Origin of the sequence: Mycobacterium sp. SMC-4 (assembly GCF_050205565.1) — a bacterium.
Lineage (GTDB): Bacteria > Actinomycetota > Actinomycetes > Mycobacteriales > Mycobacteriaceae > Mycobacterium.
This window is the reverse complement of record NZ_JBNMQU010000010.1, coordinates 227492-241922: the sequence shown is the minus strand read 5'-3', so window position 1 is coordinate 241922 and position 14431 is coordinate 227492. Positions and strand designations below refer to the sequence as shown.

14 protein-coding genes are annotated in these 14431 nt (G+C 68.4%); 6 read left to right on the top strand and 8 right to left on the bottom strand.

Annotated features, from left to right (window positions below; all coding sequences use genetic code 11):
• Positions 1-5: 5 nt before the first annotated feature.
• Positions 6-2063 (bottom strand): MDR family MFS transporter, encoded by a 2058-nt coding sequence (locus ACQI46_RS18730; protein ID WP_427095525.1) that lies wholly within the window; start codon positions 2061-2063, stop codon positions 6-8.
• Between the two features lie 109 nt (positions 2064-2172).
• Positions 2173-2652 (bottom strand): bacterioferritin, encoded by a 480-nt coding sequence (gene bfr / locus ACQI46_RS18725; protein ID WP_427095524.1) that lies wholly within the window; start codon positions 2650-2652, stop codon positions 2173-2175.
• A 251-nt stretch (positions 2653-2903) separates the two neighbouring features.
• Between bfr and ACQI46_RS18720 the strand changes: the two genes are divergently transcribed.
• Both ACQI46_RS18720 and ACQI46_RS18715 read left to right on the top strand, forming a co-directional pair.
• Positions 2904-3536 (top strand): fatty-acid--CoA ligase, encoded by a 633-nt coding sequence (locus ACQI46_RS18720; RefSeq protein WP_427095523.1) that lies wholly within the window; start codon positions 2904-2906, stop codon positions 3534-3536.
• A gap of 7 nt (positions 3537-3543) precedes the next feature.
• Positions 3544-3735 carry a (2Fe-2S)-binding protein gene (locus ACQI46_RS18715; protein WP_427095522.1) on the top strand — a complete coding sequence of 64 codons (192 nt, stop codon included), beginning with the start codon at positions 3544-3546 and terminating at the stop codon, positions 3733-3735.
• A 1-nt stretch (position 3736) separates the two neighbouring features.
• Here the strand turns inward: ACQI46_RS18715 and ACQI46_RS18710 are convergent, their stop codons facing one another.
• Positions 3737-4492 carry an enoyl-CoA hydratase/isomerase family protein gene (locus tag ACQI46_RS18710; protein ID WP_427095521.1) on the bottom strand — a complete coding sequence of 252 codons (756 nt, stop codon included), beginning with the start codon at positions 4490-4492 and terminating at the stop codon, positions 3737-3739.
• Positions 4489-5208, bottom strand: a complete 720-nt coding sequence (locus tag ACQI46_RS18705) for an EthD domain-containing protein (protein WP_427095520.1) — start codon at positions 5206-5208, stop codon at positions 4489-4491. Before ACQI46_RS18705 ends, ACQI46_RS18710 begins: the two co-directional genes overlap by 4 nt.
• Before the next feature lie 37 nt (positions 5209-5245).
• Between ACQI46_RS18705 and ACQI46_RS18700 the strand changes: the two genes are divergently transcribed.
• Entirely contained in the window at positions 5246-7240 is a 1995-nt protein-coding gene (locus ACQI46_RS18700) for an FUSC family protein (protein WP_427095564.1), read from the top strand.
• Here ACQI46_RS18700 and ACQI46_RS18695 read toward each other — a convergent pair.
• Positions 7212-7838, bottom strand: coding sequence for a PaaI family thioesterase (locus ACQI46_RS18695; protein ID WP_427095519.1), 627 nt, complete (start codon positions 7836-7838; stop codon positions 7212-7214). The genes ACQI46_RS18700 and ACQI46_RS18695 overlap by 29 nt on opposite strands.
• Before the next feature lie 60 nt (positions 7839-7898).
• On the opposite strand from ACQI46_RS18695, the gene ACQI46_RS18690 reads away from it, so the two are divergent.
• Positions 7899-8378 (top strand): nucleoside deaminase, encoded by a 480-nt coding sequence (locus ACQI46_RS18690; RefSeq protein ID WP_427095518.1) that lies wholly within the window; start codon positions 7899-7901, stop codon positions 8376-8378.
• Complete coding sequence (locus tag ACQI46_RS18685) at positions 8375-9682, top strand: alpha-amylase family protein (protein ID WP_427095517.1); 1308 nt, start codon at positions 8375-8377, stop codon at positions 9680-9682. Before ACQI46_RS18690 ends, ACQI46_RS18685 begins: the two co-directional genes overlap by 4 nt.
• Here ACQI46_RS18685 and ACQI46_RS18680 read toward each other — a convergent pair.
• The gene (locus ACQI46_RS18680) at positions 9679-10131 is read right to left on the bottom strand and encodes a DUF1810 domain-containing protein (protein WP_427095516.1); all 453 of its coding nucleotides are present in this window, start codon (positions 10129-10131) and stop codon (positions 9679-9681) included. The genes ACQI46_RS18685 and ACQI46_RS18680 overlap by 4 nt on opposite strands.
• Before the next feature lie 205 nt (positions 10132-10336).
• On the opposite strand from ACQI46_RS18680, the gene ACQI46_RS18675 reads away from it, so the two are divergent.
• Entirely contained in the window at positions 10337-11341 is a 1005-nt protein-coding gene (locus tag ACQI46_RS18675; RefSeq protein ID WP_427095515.1) for an esterase family protein, read from the top strand.
• 91 nt (positions 11342-11432) lie between these two features.
• Here the strand turns inward: ACQI46_RS18675 and ACQI46_RS18670 are convergent, their stop codons facing one another.
• Both ACQI46_RS18670 and ACQI46_RS18665 read right to left on the bottom strand, forming a co-directional pair.
• A complete protein-coding gene (locus ACQI46_RS18670) occupies positions 11433-12890 on the bottom strand; it encodes an aminobutyraldehyde dehydrogenase (protein ID WP_427095514.1) in 1458 nt (485 codons plus the stop codon).
• Positions 12891-12903: 13 nt separating this feature from the next.
• Positions 12904-14304 carry an NAD(P)/FAD-dependent oxidoreductase gene (locus ACQI46_RS18665; RefSeq protein WP_427095513.1) on the bottom strand — a complete coding sequence of 467 codons (1401 nt, stop codon included), beginning with the start codon at positions 14302-14304 and terminating at the stop codon, positions 12904-12906.
• Between the last annotated feature and the right edge of the window lie 127 nt (positions 14305-14431).

Below are 14431 nucleotides of genomic sequence, written 5' to 3'. Positions count from 1 at the left end.
CCGCGTCAGCGGGCGGCAGCGGTCAGTTGCGCGCGGTCGTCCTCCCAGTCGCGCTGCACCAGGACGCGCTGCGCGATCTTCTCGAGTGCGGCCTCCACCTCGGCGCGATCGGGGCGGCCCTCGAAGCTCGGCGAGCTCTCCAGGCGGGCCACGATCTTGCTGACCAGAGCCGCGGACGTCGCGGCGACCTGACGGGCACCGGACTGCGTCAACCACAGTTGGTCTCCGGTGCGCAGCGCATGGCCGCACTCGACGAGCCGGTCGAAGGTCGGCGCGAGTACCTCGGGAGGCACCCGCAGCCGCTCGGCCATCTCGGTGAGCCGCGCGGAGCCGAACACCTGACTCTGCCGGTAGATCTGGATCACCGCCCACAACAACGCGACGTCGGATTCGCAGCCGCCGGTGCCGGCGATACTGCGCAACCGGATGTCCGGCGACTGCCGGATCAGCCGGGCCACTGCCGTTTCCAGCATCTCCTCCGGGGTGTCGGCCGATGGCATCGCGAAGCCCTCCCCCATGTCCAGCGCCGTCGCCGTTTCGATGTCTCGCAGCGGGACCTGCTTGAGCATGAGCGCGACGATGAAGCCGAGCACCGCGACCGGAGCCGCGAACAGGAACACCATGCCCAGGGAATCTGCGTAGGCGGTGACGATCGGTGCCGCGACGGCGTCCGGCAGACGATGCAGAGCCTGTGGCGATTCCGCGGCCACCGGCGGCGCACCGCCGGCCGCCAGCGCCGGGGCGATGCGCGCGTCGAGGAAGTTGGCGAACAACGAACCGAAGATGGCCGCCCCGAACGAGCTGCCGATGGTGCGGAAGAACGTCACACCCGAGGTGGCCACGCCCAGATCGGAGAAGTTCACCGTGCTCTGCACGATCAGGATCAGCACCTGCATGCACATCCCGATGCCGGTGCCGAGGACGAACAGGTAGGCGCTCTGCTGCAGCATCGGCGTCGTCTGGTCCATCTGCGAGAGCAGTACGAAACCCAGCACCATCACCGCGGTGCCGACGACGGGGAAGACCTTGTAGCGGCCGGTGCGACTGACCAGCACACCGCTGCCCATCGAGGTCAGCAGCAGACCGCCGACCATCGGCAGCGTGCGTAGACCCGATTCGGTGGCGGACACGCCGTCGACGAACTGCATGAACGTCGGGAGGAAGGTCAGGGCGCCCAGCATGGCGAAGCCGACGATGAACGACAGGATGCAGCACACCGTGAACACCGGGCTGGCGAACAGCCGGATGGGCAGGATCGGTTCGCGCGCCCGCAGTTCCACCCACACGAACGCGGCCAGCGCGAGGGCGGAGCCGACGAACAGGGCGATGATCGTCGGTGACGACCAGGCGAAGGTGCTGCCGCCCCAGCTGGTGGCCAGGGTCAGGCCGGAGGCGCCCAGCCCGATGAGCACGATGCCGGCGTAGTCGATGACCGGTTTGCCGCGCCGGTGCAGGGCCGGAATCGTCGTCAGCGCGACGATCAGCACGATGATGCCGATCGGCACGTTGATCCAGAACGCCCACCGCCAGGTCAGGTGGTCGGTGAAGTAGCCGCCCAGCAGCGGCCCGATCACCGTGGTGACACCGAACACCGCGCCCAGGGCGCCTTGGTAGCGCCCGCGGTCGCGCAGCGGGATCACCTCGCCGATGAGCGCCGCCGCGGTGACCATCAGTGCGCCCCCGCCCACACCCTGCAGCGCACGGGAGCCCACGAGCATCTCCATCGACGTGGAGATCGCGCACAGCACCGAACCGGCCAGGAAGAACAGGATGGCGACGGCGAAGACCATCTTGCGGCCGAACAGGTCCCCGAGCTTGCCGACGACCGCGGTGACGATCGTCGAGGCCAGCAGGTAGCTGGTGACCACCCAGGACTGGTGCCCCGCACCGCCGAGGTCGGCGACCACTGTGGGCAGCGCGGTGGCGACGATCGTCTGGTCCAGTGCCGCGAGCAGCATGCCCAGCACCACCGCAACGAAGATGACGTTGCGGCGCTGTGGGCTCACCGGAGCCGGTTCTGTCGGCTCCGCCGTATCGGGGCGCGCTGCAGGTGACGCCGTCATACCTGCCTTTCCTGTCGGGTACGAACTCCGCACAGACCATCGTTAGATGAGCTATGGAAGTTACGTCGGTCAGGCAGGTTTCATTCCCGCGGGGGTCTGCCCCGAACCGCTACTTCGGCGGGCGGGACACGCACTGGGCCATGTAGAGCTCCTCGCCGAGCTTGCCCATCAGCTCCAGCTGCGTTTCGAGGTAGTCGATGTGCAGCTCCTCGTCGGCGAGGATCTTCTCGAACAGCATCGCGGAGGCGGCGTCGCCCTTCTCGCGGCACATCTGGATGCCGGGCCGCAACCGCTCGACCACCTCGTACTCGACGGCCAGATCGGCCTCGAACTGCTCCCGCAACGTCTGACCGACGCGCACGGAAAACAATCTCTGGTAATTCGGCAGACCGTCGAGCAGAAGAATTCGGTCGGTGATGTGTTCCGCGTGAATCATCTCTTCGATGGATTCTTTACGGGTATGTTCGGCCACTTCGGTGAAGCCCCAGCTTTCCTGCATCTTGGAATGCAGGAAATACTGGTTGATCGCCGTCAGTTCACTGGTCAATTGCTCGTTGAGCAATTTCAGGACTTCTGGATCGCCTTGCATGACCGCTCCTATACGCGTGGTGGGCTGATCGCGTGCGCTATCTACACGGGCTGTGTGCGAACACTTTCAATCTAGTCCAAGAAGTCGGCGAAGTCGCCGCCATTTTCGGTGTCGCACCGGCGTTTTCGCGTCCGGATCGGACCGCGGGGGCTCCTTCGGCCGCAGATCAGGCCCCAACTCTGGACTGCCTAGGCTAAGTAAGGTTAGACTGCGCTAACTCTTTCGCCGGTGAAGGTAGGTAAGGATATCCAATGGGTGAGTATGGCCTGCACTCATTTATTCTCGCCTGCGATTTCCGTGTCGACGACGTCGACCGAATGTGGAAATGGCTGCAAAAGCAGCACGACGCACTCGCGAAGCTGGGCGCCCATCACGTCGTTCTCTATGAATCAATTTGGGAGCCGCGACGGGTACTGACCACCATCGGAATACGACAGGCCAGCTCAATTCGAGAGGTCCTGCGTTCGCCGGCGATCTTCGAATTGTTTGACATCTCCGGCGCCGACGATATTCCGCCGATCTTCGGGGGTGAGGTGGTCGAGAAGATCGACCTCTGCGGCCCCCGGTCGGAACGGCACGTCGGCCGTGTGGTGGTCGGTGTGATGTCGTCGGTCGACGACGTGTCGGCGCTCATGGTCAAAGTGCACGACGGACTCGAGCGGTTCAAGAGCGGCGGCGTGCGCAAGATCTGGGTGTATCGGGCGCTCGACGACGGTAACGAGGTGCTGATCCTGCAGGAGATCGAGGACGAGGCCCGGGCCCGCCAGTGGATCGAGCACCCTGATGCCGCGGCCGAGTGGATGAGCAACGCCGGGATGGGCGCCTACCCCACGCGGTTCGTCGGGCGTTTCTCCAATCTGATGAGTGTCGGCGAGCCGGGGTAGCGCCAGAATGTTCGTCTGCCTGTGCACCGGGACCACCAGCCACACCGTCAGTGAGGTGGTCGCCAACGGCGCGCGCACGTCCCGAGAGATTGCCGAGGCTTGTGGGGCCGGCGGTGACTGCGGCCGGTGCCGACGCACCCTGCGGTCGATCATCGAGTCCTACTTCGCAGAATGCGCGCCCGATCGGGTTACCGGCTGACTCAGCCGCTCTTGCCGGTGAACTCCGCCAGCGCCGCGGCGTTGGCGGCTCCGCCCAGCAACTCCGAGAACGCCGCGTTCTCGCACGCGGTGGCCGCCGCGATCCCGGCGCGGAACGGTTCGACGATGGCCTTCTTCACCGCCATGAGGCTCGGAATGGACTGAGCGGCAAGGACATCAGCGTGCCGCCGCGCCTCGGGCAGCAGATCGTCGGGTTCGCAGACCTTCCACGCGATCCCCATCCGCTGCGCTTCGGCGGCATCCACCCACTCGGACGACAACAGCATCCACGCCGCGTTCTGCCGGCCGATCAGCTGCGGCAGCAGATAGGAGGAGGCCGCCTCCGGCGCCACACCGAGGCTGGTGAACGGACATTTCAACCGCGCCGTGGTGGACATGAACACCAGATCGGCATAGCCCAGAATGGTGGTGCCGATGCCCAGGCCCACCCCGTTGACCGCGCAGATCAACGGCTTGGACAGCTCGGTGAGCGCGTCGATCATCGTGCTGAAATGGCTGCCCTTGCTGGTCAGTGAGCCGTCGGCGATGCCCGCCGCCATCTCTTTGAGGTCGTTGCCCGCACTGAAGGCGCGTCCGGCGCCCGTGAGCAGGACGACCGCGACGTCGGCGTCGGCGTCGGCGTCCCGCAGTGCCGTCGCGGTCGCGAGGTAGAGCGCCTCGTTGAACGCATTGAGCGCCTCGGGGCGATCGAGGACCAGTGTGCGGACGCGGTTGTCGTCGCTGATCTGCAGGGTCACGCCTGCACTGTAATCGCGGCGCGGAACGGATCGCGCAGCACATACCGGCTCGTCGGGATCGTGTCGACGTCCCGGTCGGCGCCGAAAGCGGCGGTGCTGGCCAACATTCGCGTCATCCGGTCCCGCAGGTCCGCGTCGTCGGCGGCGCCGAAGAACGCCCGCAGATCCGTGGTCGCCTCGATCGGGAACAGTTCCTCGACGATCGCCGAGACCGGTGGTGCATCGTCGGTGAGCGGACGGACCACGGTGTTCTGGACGTAGCCGAACGTGGCCTGGGTGTCGATGGCGACCTGGGTGTGGTCGCGGTGCCAGCGGGACAGCCACGTCGACTCGGCCATGTCGGCGGGTCGGCGCAACAGCGCGATGTTCGCAAGCCCGGGAGTGCGCTGTCCCGATTCGGTGACCGGCGGTGCCAGCGGTACCGACTCGGTGACCAGATACGCCGAAGCCTGCTCGCAGATCTGAGCCAGAGCAGTTGTGACTGCTCGGGTTTGCGGGCCGTAATACTGCTGGGTCCACAGGCTCACCACCGCGATGACCGGCGGTTCGAGCGTCGTGAGCGTCATCAGGGAGTCGGCGACCGCCGCGTCGCGGACATTGACGGCCAGACCCGGTACGCCGCTGTCGCACAGCTCGAGTGCCACGTCGGTGCGCAAGCGGTCGCACCACGCCTCGTCGGGCGGCGCGCCACGCAGGGTGACGATGACTTTTTCCACTCCGGTCAACCTAGCGGGCCAGAATGGACACGTGGACATGGGCCGCGCGCTTCGTCCGGTGATACCGGATCCGGGATTGGTGCGTTGCCTGCTCGGTGTGGCCGCGGTGACGGTGGTGGCCGTGCTGTGGGGCCCGGACGGATCGGCCACCGCGGTCGGCGGCGCCGCGGCGATCGCCGGCGCCGCCGCCCTCCGGGACAGTCCACGCAACCGGATTCCCCTGGTCGTCGGGATCTCGTTTCTGCTCGGGGCGGCGGTCCTGGTCGGCGCGTTGACGTCGGGCTACTCGTGGGTGTTCGTCGCCGTGGTCGCGGTGTGGTGCTTCGGTGCCGCGATGCCCTGGGCGCTGGGTGCCAACGCCGGACTGACCACCACGGCGTCGGCGGCGCTGCTGGTCTGCGCCGCTCCCCTGACCCCGACCTGGTCGACCACTCTGGGCACCGCCGGGCTCGCGGTGGCCGGTGGCCTTCTGCAGGCGGGACTGGTCGCGGCGTTCCCGCCGCGCCGCTGGCTGAGGCAGCGCGACGCGCTGACCGCCGCGTACCGGTCGCTGGCCGACGACGCCCGAGCGTTCGCGGCATCGCCGCGGGAACCGGGCGAGCACGACGAGACGGCACTGGTCGCGCTGCGGTCGGCGTTCGCCGACCTGGACGGCCAGACGACCCGCCGACCGGCCCAGTACCGCAGCTGGTACGCGCTGCCCGAACGCATCTCGACCACGCTCCGGGAGACCGCGGGCCGGCCGTCGATGACCGAGGTGCTCGACGCCGCCGCCGACACCCTGGCCGCGGTCGCCGACAGCGGGCCCGAGGCCGGGCCCCGCGCCGATGCGGCGATTCAGCGGTTGGACCGGGCCGTCGAGGCGATCGAGGGTCCCGATGCGGTGGTGACCCAACGCCTCGCCATCCAGTGCCATGAGGCCGTCGCGATCCGGCTGGGTGATTTCGTGCCGTCCACACCCGACATCGTGCGGCTCCGCCGCCCCGAACTGCGGACCTCGCTGCGTGCGGCGCTGGACCAGATGCGCGACCACCTGCGTTGGCGCTCGCCGGTGTTCCGGCACGCGCTGCGGCTGTCCGGGGCGGCGACGTTCGCCGTCGCGCTCGAGCGGTACGCCGACGCGGTGCACAACCCGTGGTTGGCGTTGGCTGTGCTGATGGTCCTGCGCCCGGAGACGGCGCACACCTACACCCGGTTGGCCGGCCGGCTCGCGGTCAGTGTCGCGGCGCTGGCGGCGGCGTCCGGCCTGCTGATCGTCGTGGATCCGCCGCCGGTGGCGATCGCGGTGGTCGCGGTGCTGCTGGTGGGCGTCACCGTCGCGGTGTCGCACTTCGGCTATCTGGCGGTGTCGGCCGCCCTGGTGGCGGCGGTGGTGTTCCTGCTCGCGATCTCCGGCGTCGGCACCGCTCCGCCGGTATTCGACCAGGTGGTCGGTGCGCTGGTCGGTGGGGCGCTGGCCGTGCTTGCGCACGTGGTGCTGCCCGACGACGAACTGACGCGGCTCGAACAACGCGCCGGCGAGCTCCTCAAGACCGAGATCGACTATGTCGCCACCGTGATCAAGGCGTACCTGCACGTGTTGGCCGCGCCGTCGGAGACGCTGGCAACGGCCTGGCAGCGCGCGTTCCGCGCCCGCGCCGCGTTCGAGGCCGCGTCCGGGGCGGCGCGCCTGGAGTCCCCGGACCTGCGGCACTGGCTGCGGGCCTACCGCACCGCACTCAACGGGATAACCGCGTCGTGCAGCACGCTGGAAACGAACCTGCCGACCGCTCCCCCGACGGTCCACAACAACGACTTCGCCCTGGCGGTCGACGCCTACCTGGAGTCGCTCAGCGGTGATCCGCCCACCCCGGACACCCCGTGGGTGATCGACACCGCGGAACTCAACGCCGCCGACCGGCGACTGCGTGACGCGGTCCCGCGGCACGGGTTGGACAAAGCCTCGGCGCGGGTGCTGGCCACCGAGATCGGGGCGATCACCCGCAACCTGACCAGGATCGCCGTCACTGCCGGGCCCACCGCGGCTCGATGAACACCGCCTCGGCCTGCACGGTCGGGCCGTGCTCGTCGGCGATGTGCCCCTCGGCGTAGGTCTTCACCCCGTCGGTGCGCGCGATGCGCGCCACCGCGTGCAGCCGTCCCAGCGGCGTGAGACGCAGATAGCGCACCGTCAGCGTGCCGGTGAGGCGGTGCACCCCGGGTGCGCTCGCAGCGTCGCCGAGCACGTGGTCGAGAAGTTCGGCCGACACACCGCCGTGCACGTGGCCGGGTGGGCCCTCGAACGCCGCGCCGAGCACGAAGTCGCTGCGCACCGATCCGTCGGGCAGCCGCCGGATCACCAGCGGCGGGGCACTCGGGTTGCGCACGCCGATCACCGCGTTGCCCCAAGGCATCGAGTCACCGTCGGCGCTGAACTGGATGCCGAAGGAGCCCTCGCGCTGGGTCCGGCGCAGGCGTCGGGTCACCGCGTCGATCTCGGCGGTGGCGGCGGCCACCTCCTCGGGACCCACCTCGGTCCGGATGGTGGCGTCGATCAGTGCGCGCACCGACTGCGTCAGCGGCTCGTAGCACGCACGAAGGCGTTCGACATCGTCGGCGCCGAGTCCGTCGACATGGGTGTACTCCAGCATTGTCTGACTACAACACGGTCTGAATGGCCGGTCGCGGGGCGGGGGTGGGAAACTCCAGATGTGCCCGTCACCGCCGAGGATCTGAGCTACCTGCGCCGCTGCGTCGACCTCGCCGCGGAGGCGCTGGCCGGGGGTGACGAACCTTTTGGGTCGCTGCTGGTCGACCACCGCGGGGCGATCCTCTTCGAGGACCACAACCGGGTCAGAGACGGCGACGCCACCCGCCACCCCGAATTCGCGATCGCCCGCTGGTCGGTGACACACCTGACGCCCGACGAGCGCGCCCGGTCGACGGTCTACACCTCCGGCGAGCACTGTCCGATGTGTGCGGCCGCGCACGCCTGGGTAGGTCTCGGACGCATCGTCTACGCGGTCTCGGCGGCACAACTGACCCGATGGCTGCAGGACTGGGACGCGCCCCGGCCACCGGTCGCGGGACTGCCGATCACGGCCGTGGCACCCGCCCTGGACGTGGACGGCCCGGCCGACGAGCTGACCGAGGAGATGAAGACGTTGTACGCGAGAGCTTTTCGCCCATGACCGAACCGGCCTGGGTCGAGCACGTGCTCTGGTGGCAGATCTACCCGCTCGGCTTCGTCGGCGCCTACCCCGCAGATCCTGCCCCCGGACCTGACGAGCACCGGCTGCGCCGCGTCGTCGAGTGGCTGGACTACGTCGTCGAACTCGGTGCCTCGGGACTGGCACTCGGTCCGGTGTTCGCCTCGCGCACCCACGGCTACGACACCACCGACCACTACCGCATCGATCCCCGTCTCGGTGACGACGCCGACTTCGACCACCTCGTCGCCGAGGCGCGCCGGCGCGGGCTGCGGATCCTGCTCGACGGGGTGTTCAACCACGTCGGCACCGACTTCCCGCGCTACCGGGACGCCGCCGCCGGAGCCGACACCTCATGGTTTCGGTTGCGCGGCAACAAATTCGCCACCTTCGAAGGCCATGACGGCCTGATTGCACTGAACCACAACAACGCCGAGGTGATCGACTACACCGTCGACGTGATGTGCCACTGGCTCGCCCGCGGCGCGCACGGTTGGCGCCTCGACGCGGCCTACGCGGTCCCCGACCGGTTCTGGGCGCAGGTGCTGCCGCGGGTGCGGGAACGGTTCCCGGACGCCTGGATCGTCGGCGAGGTGATCCACGGCGACTATGCGGCGCGCGTACGGGACGCCGGTTTCGACTCGGTCACCCAGTACGAATTGTGGAAGGCCGTCTGGAGCAGCTTCAACGACGCCAACCTGCATGAGTTGGACTGGGCGCTCAAGCGGCACAACGAGTTTCTCGACACCTTCGCGCCGATGACGTTCATCGGCAACCACGATGTCACCCGGATCGCCAGCCAGCTCACCGATCCCGAGCATGTGGAGCATGCGCTGGTCGTGCTGCTCACCACCGGCGGAACGCCCAGCGTCTACGCCGGTGACGAGGTCGCCTACCGTGGCGTGAAAGAGGAACGCTTCGGCGGTGACGACGCGGTGCGCCCCGAATTCGGTGCGCCGCTCGACGGAGTCGGCGAGCACGGCCGGCAGGTGCTGCGCTCCCACCAACACCTGATCGGGTTGCGTCGCCGCCACCCCTGGCTGCACAGGGCGCGCACCACACCGCTACGGGTCACCAACACCGGGTACGTCTACGCCGCCCGCCACGACGATGACTCCCTCATCGTCGCGCTCAACGTCGCAGACGAGCCGCTGACGCTGTCGCTCGCGGAGTTCGGCACCGACCGTGCCGAGGTGGTGGCCGGGTCCGGGGCGCCGCCGGCCGACGTGGTGACCGACACCGCGGTCCCGGCCCAGGGCTGGCTGATCCTGGCCCCGCAGCCCTAGCTCCGGGCCAGCAGATCCAGCGTGGCCGGGTCCTCCTCACCCCCGTAGAAGGCGGCCAGCACCGCCCGAAAGTCGGCAGCGTCGTCGCTGTTGTCGGCGGCACGCGAGAACAGCGTCATCGACGAACGGACTTTGAGGTCGTCGGGCGAACCCAGGACGTCGGTCGCGGATCGACCGGAGTGCTCTACCAGGGTGCGGGCACACTCGTGCAGTCGCGGACCCAGCACCGGATGGTCGAGATATGCCTTCGCCTCCTGCAGCGACGCGATGGCGTAGTGCTGCGCGGTGGAACTCCGGCCCAGCCCCCGCACCTGCGGGAAGATGAACCAGATCCAGTGGCTGCGCTTGGCGCCTGCGCGCAGCTCCCCGAGCGCCGTGGCATACGCGCGGTCCTGCGCCTGCACGAACCTGTCGAGATCGTGAGGATTCTCGTCGGTCGAGTCGGTCATGGCGATGGTCTACCCCATCGGCGTCGCCGTTATCGCTCACCCCGCGAGTCCGCCCTGAGTCCTTTTCGTTAGCCAACCGCGACGTCGAAGCGTCGTGTCGGGACGGTTGTCGCGCAACCCCAACGTGTTTCATTACCTCTGAACAGCGACCGCACATTGCGACGCAGGCATGAGATTTGACCAGGAAGGTGGGTTGGTTGCCGTTATGAAGTGGAAAGAGAAGTTGCGCGGTTCCGCGAAGACCGCATTGCGCCGGGCGGCGGCCGTCGCGGTGGCGAGTGTGGCGCTGCCCGGGCTGATCGGCGTCGCCGGCGGCTCGGCGACCGCGGGTGCGTTCTCGCGCCCGGGTCTTCCCGTCGAGTACCTCGACGTGTTCTCGCCGTCGATGAACCGGGACATCCGCATTCAGTTCCAGGGCGGCGGACCGCGCGCGGTCTATCTGCTCGACGGCCTGCGCGCGCAGGACGACTACAACGGCTGGGACATCAACACCCCCGCCTTCGAGTGGTTCCACCAGTCCGGACTGTCGACGATCATGCCGGTCGGCGGCCAGTCCAGCTTCTACAGCGACTGGTACCAGCCCTCACGCGGCAACGGGCAGAACTACACCTACAAGTGGGAGACGTTCCTGACCCAGGAGCTGCCGGCGTGGCTGGAAGCCAACCGCGGTGTGTCGCGCACCGGCAACGCAGTCGTCGGCCTGTCGATGGCCGGCAGCAGCGCGCTGACCTACGCGATCTACCACCCGCAGCAGTTCATCTACGCCGGCGCGCTGTCGGGCTTCCTGAACCCCTCCGAGGGCTGGTGGCCGATGCTGATCGGGCTGGCGATGAACGACGCCGGCGGCTTCAACGCCGAGAGCATGTGGGGTCCGTCGTCTGACCCGGCGTGGAAGCGCAACGACCCGATGGTCAACATCAACCAGCTGGTCGCCAACAACACCCGCGTCTGGGTCTACTGCGGCACCGGAACCCCGTCGGAGCTCGACGCCGGCACCGCCGGACAGAACCTGATGGCCGCGCAGTTCCTCGAAGGATTCACGCTGCGCACCAACATCAGCTTCCGGGACCACTACATCGCCGCCGGTGGCACCAACGGGGTGTTCAACTTCCCCGCCAACGGCACGCACAGCTGGGCCTACTGGGGTCAGCAACTGCAGCAGATGAAGCCGGACATCCAACGCGTCCTGGGGGCGCAGGCCTCAGCCTGACGTTCTCGAATTCGCAGGCCTCAGCCTGACGGCCCCGATAACCCAGGGAGCCTGCCGTTTCCCCCGAGCGGCAGGCTCCCTGCTTTCGTCGTCAGGACGGGCGGAACGAGCTGTGGGCCACGCGCGGCGCGTGTTTGACCATGATGTGGCGGGCCACGGTGTACTCGGCCACCGCGGCTTGGCTCATGTCTTTGCCGAACCCGCTGGCTTTCACTCCGCCGTGCGGCGCCTCGGAGGCGATCGGCAGATGGTCGTTGATCCACGTCACGCCGGCCTCGATGGAGTGGGCGACGCGCAACGCGCGCGCCACGTCGGAGGTCCAGACCGAGGACGCCAAGCCGTAGCGGCAGTCGTTGGCCAGCCGGATCGCTTCTGCCTCGTCGCCGAACGGCAGGACCACCAGCACCGGGCCGAACACCTCGTCCTGCACGATCTCCGAGGACTGGTCGGCGCCGGTGATCAAGGTCGGCGGATAGAAGGCGCCCGGCCCGGCAGGCAGGACACCACCGGCGCGAAGCATCGCGCCCGCCGCGACGGCGCGCTCGACGAAACCGTGTACCCGCGTTCGATGTTCGGCGCTGATGAGGGGACCGATGTCGGTCGACGGGTCGCGCGGATCGCCGACCCGGATGCCGCCGAACGCGGCGGCGAGGCGATCGCAGACGTCGTCGACGATCGACTCGTGCGCATACACGCGGGTGGCCGCGGTGCAGTCCTGTCCCGAGTTGTAGGTGGCGCCCATGGCGATGCCGTGCGCGGCATCGTCGAGATGAGCGTCCTCGAACACCAGACACGGTGCCTTGCCGCCGAGTTCGAGATGAACCCGCGTGCCGCGCAGCGACGCCGTCGACATCACCTGGCGTCCGGCGCGGGTCGACCCGGTGATCGAGACCAGTTGCACCCGTTCGTCGGCAACCAGGGCCTGACCCACCGACTCGTCGCCGGTCACCACTTCCAGAACACCGGGCGGGACGCCCGCCTCGACGGCGAGTTCTGCGATGTAGAGGGTGGTCGACGGTGTCGACGGCGCGGGCTTGACGACCATCGTGTTGCCGGCGGCCAACGCCGGCCCGATCTTCCACAGCCCCATGATCATCGGGAAGTTCCACGGCGCGATGCCGACGACCGGACCGACGGGCCGCCGGACGATCATGGAGGTGTACCCCTCGCTGAGCACGCCGGCACCGGTCTCCTCCAACGAACGACCGGCCCCGGCGAAGAAGCGCAGATTGTCCGTGCCGAACGGAAGCTCGCCATCCCGAAAGACCGCCTCCGGCTTACCCGTTTCGGCCACTTCGAGCGCTGTCAGCTGCGCTGAGTGCGCGTCGATGAGGTCGGCCCAACGCAACAGGATCCGGGCGCGCTCGCCGGCGGTCCGGTGCGACCAGTCCGGAAAGGCCTCGGCCGCGGCCGTGACCGCGTCCTCCGCTTCTGCCGAGGTGGCTTCGACGACGGTCGCGGTGGGCGTCCCGGTGGCAGGATCGACCAGGATCCGCTCCGCGCCGGAGCCCTCGACCCGCTGCCCCCGATGGAATCGTCCTGCGGTCATGCGCATACTCCTGTCAACTGTTGAAGCCCACACCGAAACGGTCGAGCGTCCGCAAAAGCACTCCCCGGCGGCCGGTTTCGTCCTCGCGGGCCAGCGCGGCACGGGTCATCTCGACCACCGGCCAGCGCAGCGGCTCCGGCGGGAAAGGCACGGCCGTGCCGGTGACGGCTTTCAGGCGTGTCCGTTCGGTTTCCCGGCCCGCCAGAAGATCCAGCGCCACTCGCGCACCGAACCGGGTCGACGCCACCCCGAGACCGGTGAACCCGACGGCGTAGGCCAGGCGTCCCCCGAAGGCGGTACCGAAGATCGGCGTGAACCTGCTGGTGGTGTCGATGACACCACCCCAGCGGTGGGTGAACGGGACATCGTGGAGTTGCGGGAACGTGGCGCGGAAGTGTTGCGCCAGTAGTCGATGCGATCGGTCCCGGAGTTCGAGCTCGGGGGCGACCCCGTTGCCGAAGTGGTAGATGGCGTCGTACCCGCCCCAGACGATGCGGTTGTCGCGGGTCCGGCGGAAGTAGTGGAACTGGTTCCCGGCGTCGGTGAGGCCCTGGTTCTGCGACCAGCCGATCGAATCCAGTTGTTCGGCGTTCAGGGGTGCGGTGGCGAGCACGTAGTCGTAGACCGGAAGGACCCATGCGCGCAGACGCCGCAGCAGCGGCCGGTAGGCGTTGGTGGCCAGGACGACGTGCGACGCGACCACCTGGCCGAGGGTGCTGCGGACCGTCAGCCTGCCACCCGTGCGGGTGATCCCCTCCGCCGGTGAACCCTCGAAGATGCGGGCGCCCATGTCTTCTGCGACGCGGCGCAGCCCGAGCGTCAGTGCCATCGGATCGACCAGTCCCCCGCTGTGCATGCGCAGACCGGCGAGGAATGCCGTCGAGTGGATGTCGGCGCGCACCTGCTCGCGATCGAGGAAATCGACGTCCTCGCCGTGGCGCGAGTAGGTGGCAACGGAGTTCCGCAGCGCCTCTGCCTCGTGTGGCCTTCGGGCCAGCGCGGTCTTGCCGACCATGCGCAGATCGGCATCAATGTTGTTGCGGTGCAGGAATTCTGCGATCTGCGCGACATTCTCCCGGCCCAGACGCTGGAGCTCGGCGAGGTCGTCCGGCCACATCGCTTCGCCGTGGGCGATGCCGTGGGTGAGTGACTCGGAGACGAAGCCGCCGTTGCGGCCCGAGGCTGCCGCGCCCACCCACTCCTGCTCGAGGATCACGACCACGCGGCCGGGGTCTTCGGTGAGCGCTTCGATCGCCGTCCACAGACCGGCATAGCCGCCGCCGATGACGACCAGATCGGCGTCGACCCGTCCCCGCAGGGGTTCGGTCCGTGAGCCGGTCTGGACGCCGTCCCACCAGACCGGACGGGGCTCGGCGTCGCGCAGCTCGTCTCGCGCGGGAGGCGTGGGGTTCATAACCGGCTCCGTTGTCGGTGGGTCACTTCGACGATAGTTGCACTGCGATTCAGAGAACTCAACATCAGGCCCTGCACGTCAGAAGCTGTGCCTGCAGGGAAACTGAAGAAATATTCAAGAAACGCTG

Bases quoted from the DNA above. Each gene is read 5' to 3' on its own strand.
- ACQI46_RS18730 (WP_427095525.1), bottom strand. From the start codon at position 2,063: ATGACGGCGTCACCTGCAGCGCGCCCCGATACGGCGGAGCCGACAGAA.
- bfr (WP_427095524.1), bottom strand. From the start codon at position 2,652: ATGCAAGGCGATCCAGAAGTCCTGAAATTGCTCAACGAGCAATTGACC.
- ACQI46_RS18720 (WP_427095523.1), top strand. From the start codon at position 2,904: ATGGGTGAGTATGGCCTGCACTCATTTATTCTCGCCTGCGATTTCCGT.
- ACQI46_RS18715 (WP_427095522.1), top strand. From the start codon at position 3,544: ATGTTCGTCTGCCTGTGCACCGGGACCACCAGCCACACCGTCAGTGAG.
- ACQI46_RS18700 (WP_427095564.1), top strand. From the start codon at position 5,246: ATGGGCCGCGCGCTTCGTCCGGTGATACCGGATCCGGGATTGGTGCGT.
- ACQI46_RS18695 (WP_427095519.1), bottom strand. From the start codon at position 7,838: ATGCTGGAGTACACCCATGTCGACGGACTCGGCGCCGACGATGTCGAA.
- ACQI46_RS18685 (WP_427095517.1), top strand. From the start codon at position 8,375: ATGACCGAACCGGCCTGGGTCGAGCACGTGCTCTGGTGGCAGATCTAC.
- ACQI46_RS18680 (WP_427095516.1), bottom strand. From the start codon at position 10,131: ATGACCGACTCGACCGACGAGAATCCTCACGATCTCGACAGGTTCGTG.
- ACQI46_RS18675 (WP_427095515.1), top strand. From the start codon at position 10,337: ATGAAGTGGAAAGAGAAGTTGCGCGGTTCCGCGAAGACCGCATTGCGC.
- ACQI46_RS18670 (WP_427095514.1), bottom strand. From the start codon at position 12,890: ATGACCGCAGGACGATTCCATCGGGGGCAGCGGGTCGAGGGCTCCGGC.
- ACQI46_RS18665 (WP_427095513.1), bottom strand. From the start codon at position 14,304: ATGAACCCCACGCCTCCCGCGCGAGACGAGCTGCGCGACGCCGAGCCC.